General features: G+C 58.5%; 12 protein-coding genes. 4 read left to right on the top strand and 8 right to left on the bottom strand.

Features of this window, described 5'->3' with window-relative positions; all coding sequences use genetic code 11:
* Nucleotide 1: 1 nt before the first annotated feature.
* On the top strand, nucleotides 2-1,663 hold the full coding sequence (locus tag VGR81_01905) for a tetratricopeptide repeat protein (protein ID HEV2287688.1): 1,662 nt from the start codon (nucleotides 2-4) through the stop codon (nucleotides 1,661-1,663).
* Nucleotides 1,664-1,699: 36 nt separating this feature from the next.
* Here VGR81_01905 and VGR81_01900 read toward each other — a convergent pair whose 3' ends face one another.
* From VGR81_01900 to hutU, 5 genes are all read right to left on the bottom strand, one after another.
* Nucleotides 1,700-2,329: a hypothetical protein gene (locus VGR81_01900; GenBank protein ID HEV2287687.1), complete on the bottom strand. Its 630-nt coding sequence runs from the start codon at nucleotides 2,327-2,329 to the stop codon at nucleotides 1,700-1,702.
* A gap of 112 nt (nucleotides 2,330-2,441) precedes the next feature.
* Nucleotides 2,442-3,344: an NmrA family NAD(P)-binding protein gene (locus VGR81_01895; protein HEV2287686.1), complete on the bottom strand. Its 903-nt coding sequence runs from the start codon at nucleotides 3,342-3,344 to the stop codon at nucleotides 2,442-2,444.
* 23 nt (nucleotides 3,345-3,367) lie between these two features.
* Entirely contained in the window at nucleotides 3,368-3,709 is a 342-nt protein-coding gene (locus VGR81_01890; protein ID HEV2287685.1) for a hypothetical protein, read from the bottom strand.
* Nucleotides 3,706-4,044, bottom strand: a complete 339-nt coding sequence (locus tag VGR81_01885; GenBank protein HEV2287684.1) for a hypothetical protein — start codon at nucleotides 4,042-4,044, stop codon at nucleotides 3,706-3,708. The genes VGR81_01890 and VGR81_01885 overlap by 4 nt, the downstream gene beginning before the upstream one ends.
* 26 nt (nucleotides 4,045-4,070) lie before the next feature.
* Entirely contained in the window at nucleotides 4,071-5,753 is a 1,683-nt protein-coding gene (hutU, locus tag VGR81_01880; protein ID HEV2287683.1) for a urocanate hydratase, read from the bottom strand.
* A 162-nt stretch (nucleotides 5,754-5,915) separates the two neighbouring features.
* Here hutU and VGR81_01875 point away from each other — a divergent pair, with 162 nt between their 5' ends.
* Nucleotides 5,916-7,748, top strand: coding sequence for a long-chain fatty acid--CoA ligase (locus tag VGR81_01875; GenBank protein HEV2287682.1), 1,833 nt, complete (start codon nucleotides 5,916-5,918; stop codon nucleotides 7,746-7,748).
* An 85-nt stretch (nucleotides 7,749-7,833) separates the two neighbouring features.
* Nucleotides 7,834-8,634: a thiazole synthase gene (locus VGR81_01870; GenBank protein HEV2287681.1), complete on the top strand. Its 801-nt coding sequence runs from the start codon at nucleotides 7,834-7,836 to the stop codon at nucleotides 8,632-8,634.
* A 148-nt stretch (nucleotides 8,635-8,782) separates the two neighbouring features.
* On the opposite strand, the gene VGR81_01865 is transcribed toward VGR81_01870, so the two are convergent.
* Nucleotides 8,783-9,769: a type II CAAX endopeptidase family protein gene (locus VGR81_01865; GenBank protein HEV2287680.1), complete on the bottom strand. Its 987-nt coding sequence runs from the start codon at nucleotides 9,767-9,769 to the stop codon at nucleotides 8,783-8,785.
* A 134-nt stretch (nucleotides 9,770-9,903) separates the two neighbouring features.
* Here VGR81_01865 and VGR81_01860 point away from each other — a divergent pair, with 134 nt between their 5' ends.
* Nucleotides 9,904-11,022 (top strand): heparan-alpha-glucosaminide N-acetyltransferase domain-containing protein, encoded by a 1,119-nt coding sequence (locus VGR81_01860; GenBank protein HEV2287679.1) that lies wholly within the window; start codon nucleotides 9,904-9,906, stop codon nucleotides 11,020-11,022.
* A gap of 33 nt (nucleotides 11,023-11,055) precedes the next feature.
* Here VGR81_01860 and VGR81_01855 read toward each other — a convergent pair whose 3' ends face one another.
* Both VGR81_01855 and VGR81_01850 read right to left on the bottom strand, forming a co-directional pair.
* Nucleotides 11,056-11,412: a septum formation initiator family protein gene (locus tag VGR81_01855; protein ID HEV2287678.1), complete on the bottom strand. Its 357-nt coding sequence runs from the start codon at nucleotides 11,410-11,412 to the stop codon at nucleotides 11,056-11,058.
* A complete protein-coding gene (locus VGR81_01850; GenBank protein ID HEV2287677.1) occupies nucleotides 11,409-12,830 on the bottom strand; it encodes a phosphoglucomutase/phosphomannomutase family protein in 1,422 nt (473 codons plus the stop codon). The genes VGR81_01855 and VGR81_01850 overlap by 4 nt, the downstream gene beginning before the upstream one ends.
* Nucleotides 12,831-12,863: the final 33 nt, after the last annotated feature.

Below are 12,863 nucleotides of genomic sequence, written 5' to 3'. Positions count from 1 at the left end.
CATGCAGCGGATCACACGGTATCGTTTTCTCTGCGTATCGCTGTTTCTCGCCGTCTCCATTTCTGTCGTGAACGCAGCGCCCCGCCCGGGAAGCTCTCCGCGTTCTCGCAGAGCGGCGCAGACGAGCAGCCTCGGTGCAGTCAATTTCGCCATTTCCTGCGATCCCGCCGTGCAGGTGACATTTAATCAAGCGCTCGCGCTGCTGCATTCCTTCCAATACCAGCAGGCCGAGCAAACCTTCACGCAAGTGGCGCAGCAAGATCCCACTTGTGCGATGGCCTATTGGGGCAAGGCCATGTCGCTTTACCACCAGCTTTGGGATTGGCCAAGTGACGCTACGCTCAAAGAAGGTTTTCAGGACACCATGCAGGCTCAGAAGCTTCGCGCGAAGACTGAGCGCGAGCGCATGTACATCGTCGCTGCCGGAGTTTTCTTCCAGGACAACCCCAATTTGAGCAAAGCCGCGCGCATCAAGGCATATTCGGATTGGATGAATCGCATCTTCACGAAATATCCCGATGACGTCGACGCGGGTGCGTTCTATGCTCTTTCGCTGATCACTTTGCAGGGCAAGGGCGAGGATGAAACCGCGAATCGTGAAGCAGCCATCGCTATTCTCAACAAGCTCTTCGTGGTCGCGCCGAATCACCCCGGTGTCGCTCACTATCTGATTCATGCCGCGGATACACCAGAACTTGCGCCGCAGGGACTCGATGCCGCGCGTCGCTATGCGAAAATCGCTCCCGACTCTTCCCACGCGCTGCACATGCCTTCGCACATTTTTGTGCGCCTCGGCCTGTGGCAGGAAGCCATTCAATCCAACATCGCTGCCGCGGCCGCAGCCGCTGAGGCAACGAAAGCGGGCAACGCAGACCCGAGTTATCAATTCCACGCCATGGATTTCCTTGACTACGCGTACTTGCAGAGCGGGCAGTCTGCCAAAGCGGAGGATGTTGTCAGCGAATTGAAAAATGTGCCGGGTGCTGTTGCCGACGAGCATGTTGATGTTTCCGTGCCGCGAATGCTGTTGAAATCTGAGAGTGTTGCACAGAATACCGCATGGCTGACAGCTCGAAATGCATACGAGTTGCACCAGTGGAAGGAAGCGGCGGCGCTTCCGGTTGGCGAGGATAACGGCGCGCTGGAAATCACATATTTTGTGAAGACAGTTGGCGCGGCACGCATGGGTGACGCGGCGGCTGCGGAGCAGAATTTTGCAAAGTACAAGGAAGCGGTGGCGAGTTCCCAGAAGCAGGCCGCCGGCTACAGTGTGGCTTCGAGCGACACCATAGGCGAGCAGGAAGCGGCGGGCTGGGTAGCGTTCGCCGAAGGGAAAAGCGCAGAGGCGCTAACGGCGATACGTACGGCTGCTGCGCAGGAGGAAAAGGAGGGAGTGGACTCACTGTCGACTCCCGCGCGCGAAATGCTCGGCGACATGCTTCTGGAAATGAAACGCCCGGCCGATGCGCTGGCGGCTTATAAGACCGCACTTGCCGAGTCGCCGAATCGCTTTAACGCGCTCTATGGCGCGGCGCAAGCGGCACAGCTTGCCGGAAACGCGACGGAAGCGCGGGGATACTTGGCGAAGCTGGTGAAGGTTTGCAGCCCAGATGCGGATCGCCCGGAGCTTCAGATCGCGCGCGAAGAAGTGGCAAAGAAATAACCGCGCACGGGCACACTTCGCGGAGCTGTGTGCTGATTAATTGATGTCGATCTCACCCGCGCCAACGTGCGCGTAGAGCGAGTATCTGCCGGGCGAACTCTTGTGCAGCGTCGAATCCATTTCGAACGAGCGGAACAGCCCGCCCTTCGATACGTTGAACGCCGCTGCTTCCAAATCCCCGGAACTTACCGAAAGCCGCACGGGAGCATAATCGTCGGGATGAGCCAAGGCGATGTCCATTTGGCCGAAGTGGACCGCCAGGTCTTTGTTGCCTTCGACTCCGCGGATATCCAGTTCGCCCGCAAACATGCGCGCATATAGGTCCGAATTTCGCGGAATCTGAATGTCTATCTGGAAATTATCGCTCGGTCCTCCCGTCACTTTCAGTTCTCCGCGATTTCCGTTCGTTTTCAGAGAAATGCGAACGCTGCTGAGATCGCCGGAGCCGCGCGCCGAAACGCGCACCTGAATTTTATTCTCGTCGCTTCCGGTGACCGTCACGCCCGCGGAACGAAGATCCATGCGAATCTGGCCGCCGCTGGGGAAGTCGGCTGTAAATGGATTGCCGCCCTGTTCGGAGAGAGTCCGGCTTCCTTGTGCGGCGGCGGCCGTCGGCAGCAGTATGAAAAGAAACAAAGCAGCTCTGGCTGACATTTTCGAAGTCACGGGGCGCACCTCCGCTTTCTGACTGGAGATACGGAATCCATAGCAAAATAGTTCCACAGAGCTGCGTCCTCTGCGGAGATCAGCCGCCATCCCTGCGCATCCAGTTCGCGCTCTAAGCGCCGGCGGCGCGGCGTTGATATTGCGGAGCGAAGGTTTCTTCGGCGAACTGCTCGAGCGTTGTCGCCGTCGTGTTTTCTTGCGAACGCGGCTCCTGCGGCGCAAGCAGTCCCTTGTTTCCGCCGTTCCACAGTTCAATCAAGAGGGCGGCGGAACTCTTTGGAAGGCCCAAGCCAGTCAGCGCCGATTCCAGCACGATCAGTGGCAATTGAACGTAAGCCAGATGTGGCCTGCCGATCGCCCGGCCGATAATGCTGGCTGCGTCCTTCATCGTGATATCGCGCGGACCAAGGAGTTCTTGCGTCGAATGCCCAGAAAAGTTCCGGCTCGCCAGCCGCTTCGCTGCGTAAAGGCCAATATCTTTGGTTGCGACGATGGGTTGTGGAGCTTCGGCGGGAGCCGCGCCCGGAAGGGCGTTCATCATGCGAATCCCTTCGATGCTCATCAGAAAATTCTCCATAAACGATGCCGGGTGAAGATGCAGAAGGTTGAGGCCGGCGATGCCATTCAACTTTTCCTCCATTTCGTGCAGCCCGACGACGGGGCCGGTTCCCGCTGCATGCTGCCCACCAATGCTGGAGAGCACGACGGCATATTTCACGCCGGATCTACGCGCGGCAGAGGCGTATGCATCGCTGATGCGCCCCTGATACGCGCGGAAATCTTCGCGCTGCAGTGCCTGGGGAATCACCAGGTAGACAGCGTCCGCTCCGTCGAAGGCGCGCGCCATCTCCTCCGCATTTTCGACGTTGGCTACAAACGCTTCAGCGCCCTTCGCTTTGAACCGTTCGAGCTTCGCCGCGTCTCGTCCGATGGCGCGAATCTTTTCTCCCGCAGTCAGCAGCGCCTCCGCCGCCGGACTCCCTGTATTTCCCGTGGCTCCTGTGATTACGATCATGGCAGCCTCCTCGTCGCTTTCGCTTAGCTTTTACCAGCGGAACGCAAAACTTGGCCGGGCCGGTTTTTCGGTTGTCCCTGTCGAATGAGATGCGCAAACTGGCGCACAAGGATGAACTTAAGAATCAGAAAGGCTACAGCGGCTCCAAGCAGAATGTTTCCCCATAAATGGGAAGCGCGGTAAACAGACACTCCTGCAATCGCCGACGCAAGACAAAAAATCAGCGCAACATTGCTGAGGAGAAAAGCCCGTCGCGCCGCCACGGCGAGATCCTGTCTTCGCGCGATCAAGATGCTGACACTAATCGCCGCCAGCGCGGAAAGCGCCATGAGCGCCAGCAACCCGAATTGCAGTTTTGTGTTCAACGAATCTCCGCAGCATCATGTTTCTGCAACATGGTCTTCCGGCCTCTCCACAGTAAGGCTAGATACGCCAGCCAGAGGATCACCAAAATTCCGATGAGCACCACGAATGTCCTCGTGTCAAAGATCGAGAATTGCCAAACCGGCGGGAAGAAGAATCTGGCCAGCGCCAATCCCACCAAAGTGAATAGAAATATGGTTTGGACAAGATATACCGCGCGCGCAGCCTTTGAAACCGCAGCGCTGCGCGACACTCGAACAGTCGAGACAATCTTCATGGTCGCAGCAATGACGCCGATCACGGCCAAAGTGACGAATTTCGCTGCCGGGAAATGCACGGAAGCATTACTCCTCGCTCTGCTTTTCAGAGCATCGGAACTCGGACGTTTTTCTTCTTCGCGAAATCGATCGCCTCGGTATAACCCGCATCCGCATGCCGCGCCACGCCGATACCCGGATCATTGGTCAGAACGCGCTCGATGCGCGAGGCCATTTCCTTTGTGCCATCGGCGACGGTGACTTGTCCGGCGTGCACCGCATAGCCGACTCCCACGCCGCCGCCATCGTGAATCGAAACCCAACTTGCGCCGCTCGCCGTATTCAGCATCGCATTGAGCATCGGCCAGTCGGCCACGGCGTCAGAGCCGTCGCGCATGCTTTCCGTCTCGCGATAGGGCGAAGCGACCGAGCCGCAATCGAGATGATCGCGGCCAATCACAATCGGCGCTTTCAGCTCGCCGCGCGCCACGAGATCATTCATCGCCACGCCAAACTTGTCGCGTTCTCCATAGCCAAGCCAGCAGATGCGCGCCGGCAGTCCCTGAAAATGAACGCGCTTCTGCGCCAGTTGGATCCATCGGCAAAGAGATTCGTTTTGCGGAAACAGTTCCAGCACGAGCTGATCCGTCCGGTAAATGTCCGAAGCCTCGCCGGAGAGCGCCGCCCAGCGAAATGGTCCGCGTCCTTCGCAGAAAAGCGGCCGTATATATGCCGGCACGAATCCCGGGAAATCGTATGCATTTTTCACGCCCTGCTCGAACGCCATGGTGCGAATGTTATTGCCGTAATCGAATGTCACCGCGCCCATTTTTTGCAGCTCGAGCATTCCTTCGACGTGCTTCGCCATCGACTCCATCGCGCGCCGGCGATAAGTTTCAGGATCTCGCTCGCGCAGCTCTTTCGCTTCCTCGAGCGTCAGGCCTTGCGGAATGTAACCGCCGATCGGATCATGCGCGCTGGTTTGGTCGGTCAGCAGATCGGGCACGACGCCGCGTTTTGCCAGTTCTGGAATCAAATCCGCGCAATTTCCGATCAGTCCAACGGACGTCGCTTCGCGCTTGCGCACGGCATTTTTCAAAATGCGCAGCGCCTCGTCGAGCGAGTTCACCATCACATCGCAATAGCCGGTCTTCAGGCGTTTCTTGATGCGCTCGGGATCGACTTCAATACCGAGAAACGCCGCGCCGTTCAACGTCGCCGCCAGCGGCTGCGCGCCGCCCATACCGCCCATGCCGCCGCTGACAACCAGTTTTCCGGAAAGATCCGCATTCGCGCCAAAATGCTTTCGCGCTGCAGCGGCGAACGTCTCGTACGTCCCCTGCAAAATCCCCTGTGTGCCAATGTAAATCCAGCTTCCCGCAGTCATCTGTCCGTACATCATCAGACCCGCGCGCTCGAGTTCATTAAAATGCTTCCAGTCGTCCCAGTGGCCCACAAGGTTCGAATTCGCAATCAGCACGCGCGGCGCATAGGAGTGCGTGCGGAAAATCCCGACGGGCTTGCCGGACTGCACCAGAAGCGTCTCGTCGTTTTCGAGGCTGCGAAGCGAGTTCACAATCGCGTGAAAGCAATCCCAGTTCCGCGCGGCTTTTCCGCGTCCGCCATAAACGACCAAGTCTTCCGGCCGCTCGCCGACTTCCGGATCGAGGTTGTTCATCAACATGCGCAACGCGGCTTCCTGCTGCCAGCCCTTGCAGGAGATTGCCGTTCCGCGCGGCGCGCGCATTGGCTGATAACCGGTTCGCTCTTCGATGGCCAGCTTCGCCATGAACCCTCCCAACGCCGCCATATTAGCGCATTGTGTGCCGGGATGAGTAGTGCCGAACTCTCCGGTAGCGGCATCTGCGTTCCCCCCGCCGAAACGCCTTCGCGCGTTCGTTCTTCGACTGTTGTTGCGTGAAAAACTCGCGTGGTTTAGAGTGACCCACCGATGATGAGCGGCCCCGGCAATTACCCATCGTTGACAAAGTTATTTCTCGACGCGGCCGGCCAGTACCCGAATCCTCGCGCCCAGATCTATCGCGTGTCAGAAGGGAACTGGCAGGCGCATTCCTCCGCTGAAATGCTGCGTCGAGTCGCGGGTCTGGCGAAGGCGCTCAGCACGCTGGGCGTGCGAAGCGGTGATCGTGTCGGAATCTTCGCGCCCAATTCCGCCGAATGGCACATCGCCGATTTCGCCATCCTCGGCCTCGGCGCGGTGGATGTTCCAATCTATTACAATGAATCTCCGGATCGCCTCGAATACATCTGGAACGACGCTGGCGTTAAGGTTGCAATCGTTTCCGCGGGTGTGCAGGAAGAAAAAATCGCCGCCTCTCGCAGCAAAATTCCTGCGCTGGAGAAGATCATCGTCTGCGGCGGCTCCGCGCCTCCGCGTGGAGATTTTCTTGACTACGCTGCGCTCATCGCCAGCGCCAATGACAGCGACATCGCCGCTTACCGCGCCAGCGCTGCTCTCGTGCAGCCCGGCCAGCTCGCGACGCTGATTTACACGTCAGGCACGACCGGCGAACCGAAAGGAGTGATGCTGACGCATTCGAATCTCTCTTCCAACTCCATCGATGCTACTTCGACCATCGGCTATTTCCGCGACGATCTGCAGCTTTCCTTTTTGCCGCTTTCTCACGTCTATGAACGCATCTTCGACTACACCGCGTTATTCCACGGCGTCAGCATCGCTTATCTCGATAAAATCGATGATCTGGCCAAGGCTTTGCTCGAAATCCGTCCCACCATCGCCGCCGCCGTCCCGCGCGTCTTCGAAAAAAGTTACGCCAACATTCTCGCCAAGGGCCATGAGGAGAAGGGAATCCGCCGCAAAATTTTCGACTGGGCCATTCGCGTGGCTTCGGCCGCTTCGCGATGGAAGGCTTACGGCGAAAAGCCATCCTTGTCCCTGAAGCTCCAATGGAGCATCGCCAATCGCCTCGTTTACTCCAAAATTCGCGCCGGCGTCGGCGGCAATTTGCGTTTTTTCTATTCAGGCGGCGCTCCGCTCGAGCGTGGTCTGGCGGAGTTTTTCTGGACCATCGGCCTGCCGCTTTATCAGGGCTACGGCCTGACGGAATCTTCGCCCGTAATTTCCACAAATACGCCCCAGGCCAACAAGGTCGGCACGGTCGGTCCGCCAATCCGCAATTGCGAAGTAAAAATCGCTGAGGATGGCGAAATTTTTGCCCGCGGCCCGAACATCATGCGCGGCTACTACAATAAGCCCGATGCCACGCGCGATGCGCTCTCTTCCGATGGCTGGCTTCGCACCGGCGACGTCGGCCATCTCGACGCGGATGGTTTTCTTGTGATCACCGACCGCAAAAAAGAGTTAATCAAGACCGCTGCCGGAAAATTCGTCGCTCCCGCGCCCATCGAAAACAAATTGAAAACCAGCCGATTTATTTCCAACGCCATGGTCGTCGGCGACCGCCGGAAATTCTGCTCCGTGCTGATTGTGCCCAATGCGGCTGCGATTCAGGACTACGCCCGCGCGCAAAACGTCAATCTCTCCGCCGGCGCGATTTGCACCGATCCCTGGGTGCATCGGCTGATCGAAAGCGAACTCGCTCACCTCACCGAAAGCTTCGCGCAATATGAGAGACCCAAGCGCTTTGCGCTCATCGAAAAGGATTTCACATTCGCTGACGGCGAGCTGACGCACACGCTGAAATTGAAGCGCCGCGTCGTGGAAGCGCGCTATCGCGATGTCATCGAATCCCTTTACGCCGATCTCGAGGAGCCGCGTCCGCAATCTGGCCGTCGAGCCTGAGCCGTTTCGTCGCACCAGAAACATTCCGCTTCGTTTCGCGCTTCCTTCGCGCTCCTGCTAGAATGTCTCAATAGGAGCCAATCAGATGTCCACAGGAACCGTAAGCCACAATGAAGATAGTCTCGTCATCGCCGGACGCGCGTTTCGCTCGCGCCTGATCGTCGGCACGGGAAAATATCGCAGCCTGCCGGAAATGGCCCGTGCCCACGAAGCCTCCGGCGCCGAGATGGTCACCGTCGCCGTCCGCCGTGTGAACTTATCGGATCGCGCCAAGGAATCGTTGCTCGATTATATTGATCGCCAGAAGCTCTTCATTCTTCCCAACACAGCGGGCTGTTACACCGCTGACGACGCGATTCGCGCCGCGCGTCTTGGCCGCGAAGCGGGGCTCTCCGAATGGGTCAAGCTCGAAGTTATCGGCGACGAGCAGACGCTGTTTCCCGAAACCGAAGAATTAATCCGCGCTACAAAGGCGCTGGTCAAAGAAGGCTTCATCGTTCTGCCGTACACAAATGACGACCTGATCGTCGCCCGCAAGCTCATCGACGCAGGCGCTGCCGCCGTGATGCCGCTCGGCGCGCCCATCGGTTCCGGGATGGGCATCCAAAATCTGGCGAATCTTCGCATCCTGCGCGAACGCATCACGGAAGTTCCACTGATTGTTGACGCGGGCGTCGGCACAGCATCTGATGCCGCCGTCGCCATGGAGCTTGGCGCCGATGGCGTGCTGATGAACACAGCCATCGCTGGCGCTCAGGATGCCGTTCTCATGGCCGAAGCCATGCGCGCCGCCGTCGAAGCTGGCCGCAAAGCGTTCCTCGCCGGTCGCATCGCGAAAAAACTGTACGCCACGGCTTCGAGCCCTCTCTCCGGCGTCGTGCGCTAGCATAAAAGGCGAAATTTTGCGCCGTCGCGCGTTTTACCGTAGACGATTTTTCGCACAAGGCAAAGGACTTGCGCTTTTTTCGAATCCGTGGTAAAAAATTAAATTGTAAGCTCGGTTTGTGTCCTCAAGCAGTCCTCTGTTGCACCAATTAACGCGGAAAAAATCCAAACCAGATTGTGTCCACCAGCGCGTGCACAATCGCGCTGGGAAATAACGATTCCGTCTTCATCCACGCGCGGCCATAAAATAATCCGGCGATTGTCGCCAGGAAGACGTACTTCCAGTTCGGCGCCGGCGCGTGCAGTATGTGCGAGAAGCCGAAAATCACCGAAGCAACGACCCATCCTGCGTAGCGATTCTTCATTGACCGCGAAAGCAAATTCTGTAGCAGCCCGCGAAACAGAAATTCCTCCGGCCACGCCGTGAACACCAGAATCTCAAGTCCCGTCAGCGGCGTCGCTTTCAGACTGTGCAGAGTCGGTCCATAGTGGATGAAGTGAATCGCTTCGCCGAGCGGAATGATAATGACGGCCAGGAAAAGGAAATTGATCGCCACGGCCCAGCCGAATCCGCGCCGCCATTCGACTCCGTAACCAACGCCATCGAACCGTCGAATCGCGAGAAAAACGGCAATCGCCGTATTGACCGCAAAAAGAATCGTCAGCGTGTGCGTCAGCTCGTGCGGAAACGGCCACAGCCTGTACATCCAGCGAAATTCCACGGGCAGCCAGATCATCAGCAGAGCCGCGTAGTCTTCCCAGCAACTCGTTGATTTTCCGCGTGCGCTCGCGGCCAGAAGCGCCGGAATCACAACGTACAGGACGCCAGCGCCGGCTTCGACCCAGCCAATCTCGCGGCCTGCGAGCGCGTAGAGGAGGAAAGCACATAGCGGCGCGAGTGCAGCGAGAAAAAATCCACGGCCGCGGAGAAATCCAAGAATCCGGTCTCGCGTTCGCGGGCTTGCAAGAAACAATTCGCCGCCGAGCAAAACTGTGGCCGCGACCATCGCCACGGCGAACCGCCGCCCGCCATATCCGAGCCACAATCCGCCGAAAGTTCCGAACAGCAGCAGCCCGGCCCACAGGATCGCCGCGCCCGCAAAAGGGAACTGTCGGTTTTGTGCCGCCGCGCTCATCGCGCAACAGTGTAATTCAAAACCATCCGCGTCATTTGAAGGGATTATCGCCTCGGTTCGCTGAGAATTCTCGGATAGTGCAGTGTTCGGAAACGCTTGCTTTGCGACTCGCGCTCGGCGATTCTTTTCCTGGAATGCCCGAAGCTGCAAAGCAAAGAATCGCTTATATCGACTGGATGCGCGGCCTCGCGTGCGTGGCGATGTTCCAGACGCACTGTTACGACTCCTGGCTGAGTCCGACGGCGCGCAACACTTCTTTTTTCCGTTGGTCGCAGCTCGGCGGAACGCTTCCCGCGCCGCTGTTTTTATTTCTCGCGGGAATCTCGTTCGCGCTCGTCACCGGTCGCATGCGCGATAAAGGCGCTTCGGCGAACGACATTGCCGCCACGACCATTCGCCGCGGCGCGGAAATCTTTGGCCTCGGCCTTCTCTTTCGCGTTCAGGAATTCGCGCTCGGCTATCCGTGGTCGCCGTGGACCGATCTTCTCCGCGTCGACATCCTCAACACCATCGGCATTTCCATGATGCTGATGGGCATCGTATGCCGTTTCGCGCGCCGCCGTCCGACGAACGCAGCGCTCGCTGCTGCCGTCGCCATCGGAATTGCGCTCGTCACGCCACCGCTCTGGACCACTTGGCGGTTGCGCTGGCTGCCGTGGCCGGTCGAGTCCTATATCAATGGCGTTCACAATCTCGGCGTGCCGCAGCATTGGCTTTTTCCGATTTTTCCTTGGGCGGCATTTTCATTCGCGGGCCTTGCCGTAGGATTTTTTCTCCTGAGCGATTGGGCGCGCCAGCGCGAATGGAAAGCCCTTCTGATCTTGAGTCTTCTCGGCGCGGCGTTTTACGGATTGGGCTTGTGGTTTGATTCGCTGCCGGTTCGCATCTACGCAACGTACGATTTCTGGCATAGCAGCCCGCAATTCGTCCTGATTCGCGTCGGTGTGTTGATGATGATTTTATTTTTGAGTTACGCCTGGTGCCGTTGGGGCGCGGGGCAGTGGAAGTTCAGCCCGCTCGTCGTTATGGGCCAAGCGTCGCTTCTCGTCTATTGGGTACACATCGAATTCGTTTACGGCAGGTTTTCCATCTTGACCAAGCACGGGATGAGCATCACCGGCGCTTCGTTGGGCCTGCTCATTATTTTTACGGCGATGACGCTTCTCGCTTTCGCGCGCATTCGCACCAAAGGCCGTGGTGGCGAAATTCTGCAGAAATTTCGCCGTGCACTTCGCCCCGCGGCGCAATCCTAGCGAGCATCTCTCTTCCTCTCGTGCATTTCCGATTTACTTCTTCGGAGTCCTTGTCGGTTGCGTCGGCGTTGAAGAAGTTTGCCCGCCCTTTGCGTCCGGCATGCGGAAAATCAATTCGCCCGGCCGCGCCAGTCCCATGCGGTCGCGCGCGATTTTTTCAATCGCTGCTGGGTCGGTTTTGAGGTCTTTGATGTGCTGCTCCAAATCCGCGTTTTCTTTGTCGAGTTGCGCAATCTGTGCCTGCACTTCTTGAATCTGCGCTTTCGAGCGGTGCATGGCCATCAATCCGTGCGTCCCGAAAATGTCTTGCAGCAGAAGCAGAAAAAAAGCCAGCGCGAAAAAATATCGCGCGTTTTGCCGGAAAAACGACGGTTCGCGGTCGCTCTTCATCCGCTGATCCACTTCCGCGCCTCCTCCGCCATTTCATTGGCCTTTGCAATCGACGCCGCTTCGGCATACACGCGCACCAGCGGCTCCGTTCCCGACGGCCGCATCAATACCCAGGAGTCGTCGTCAAACACGAGCTTCAAGCCGTCCGTGCGATCAGTGCGCGCCACGCGGCGTCCGCCAAATTCGGAAGGTGCGCGGTCAAACCGCCGCGGCAAGCCAGAAATAACTTCCGGCGCAAAATGCAAATTGATGCGCACCGGCCAATACGCGCGTCCCACGCGCTTGAAAAGAGCTTGCAACTGTTCCGCGAGCGGCTTTCGTCGCGTGGCCACCATTTCCGCGACAAGCAAGCATGCCAGAATGCCGTCTTTCTCCGGCACGTGCCCGCGAATCGTCATCCCCGCGCTTTCTTCGCCGCCCAGCGTGATTTTGTCGCGTTCGAGGAACGGCCCGATGTATTTGAAACCGACCGGTGTCTCAAACACCGGCACGCCGTGATGCCGCGCGACCGCATCAAGTAGATGCGTCGTCGCCACGCTCCGCGCCGCGCCTAGCTTCCAGCCGCGTGTTTCGATCAAGTAATCGAAAACGAGCGCGAGCACGTGATTCGGCGAAACAAATGTTCCATCGCCATCGAGCACGCCGAAGCGGTCTGCATCGCCATCCGTCGCCAGACCGGCGACAGCCTTTGCCTCCGAGACGGCTCTCGCGAGCGGCTTCAAATTTTCTTCCGATGGATCCGGTCCCGAGCCGTCGAAGAGCACATCGCGCTTCGTGCGAATCGCCTGCACTGCGACTCCATGCTGCTCCAGTGCGCGGTCGAGCCAGCCCGCGCCGCACCCGTGCAGCGCATCGAAGGCAAAACTCATTTTCGACGCCGCGATCGCGTCAAATCGCACCAGCTCGCCAATGCGCTTCAGATAATTTTCGTGCAAGTCAATTTTCTCGAATTCACGTCCGTCGAGATGCTCGTCCGCCTCTGTCATGCGGTCCGCGAGACGGCGCGCCCGCCCTTCGACGTCGTGCGTGACTTCCGGTAGCGCCGGACAGCCGTCGGGGCCTGAAAATTTCAATCCGTTGTATGCCGCCGGATTGTGGCTCGCCGTGATGTTGACTGCGCCTTGCAATTTGCGCCTTAAAATCTCGTACGCAATCGCCGGCGTCGGCGTTGGTCCGCCGCAGAAAAGGACTCCGCAGTGTGCGTTTGCGAGCGCTCTTGCCGCCGCGCGCGCAAATTCCTCGGAAAAAAATCGTGTATCGTAACCGACGAGCAGCTTGGGACGCTTGGAAATGCTGCGGACGTGTCCGGCGATGGCTGTCGCGGCGATGCGCACGCCTTCGAACGTGAAATCATCCGCGATGATTCCGCGCCATCCCGAAGTCCCGAAATGGATCGCATTGCCAGCCATGCGCGGCATATTGTATCTTGCCGCGCGAGCGCGCACCATTGG

The organism is Candidatus Acidiferrales bacterium, from assembly GCA_035934015.1.
In the GTDB taxonomy this organism is placed as follows: Bacteria; Acidobacteriota; Terriglobia; order Acidiferrales; family UBA7541; genus DAHUXN01.
Note: the sequence above shows the minus strand (reverse complement) of the source record. Positions and strands in the feature narration are given on the sequence as shown.

Excerpts from the sequence above, each read along its gene's own strand:
- VGR81_01860 (HEV2287679.1), top strand. The coding sequence starts at position 9,904 with ATGCCCGAAGCTGCAAAGCAAAGAATCGCTTATATCGACTGGATGCGC.
- VGR81_01850 (HEV2287677.1), bottom strand. The coding sequence starts at position 12,830 with ATGCCGCGCATGGCTGGCAATGCGATCCATTTCGGGACTTCGGGATGG.
- VGR81_01870 (HEV2287681.1), top strand. The coding sequence starts at position 7,834 with ATGTCCACAGGAACCGTAAGCCACAATGAAGATAGTCTCGTCATCGCC.
- VGR81_01865 (HEV2287680.1), bottom strand. The coding sequence starts at position 9,769 with ATGAGCGCGGCGGCACAAAACCGACAGTTCCCTTTTGCGGGCGCGGCG.
- VGR81_01855 (HEV2287678.1), bottom strand. The coding sequence starts at position 11,412 with ATGAAGAGCGACCGCGAACCGTCGTTTTTCCGGCAAAACGCGCGATAT.
- VGR81_01905 (HEV2287688.1), top strand. The coding sequence starts at position 2 with ATGCAGCGGATCACACGGTATCGTTTTCTCTGCGTATCGCTGTTTCTC.
- hutU (HEV2287683.1), bottom strand. The coding sequence starts at position 5,753 with ATGGCGAAGCTGGCCATCGAAGAGCGAACCGGTTATCAGCCAATGCGC.
- VGR81_01875 (HEV2287682.1), top strand. The coding sequence starts at position 5,916 with ATGATGAGCGGCCCCGGCAATTACCCATCGTTGACAAAGTTATTTCTC.
- VGR81_01895 (HEV2287686.1), bottom strand. The coding sequence starts at position 3,344 with ATGATCGTAATCACAGGAGCCACGGGAAATACAGGGAGTCCGGCGGCG.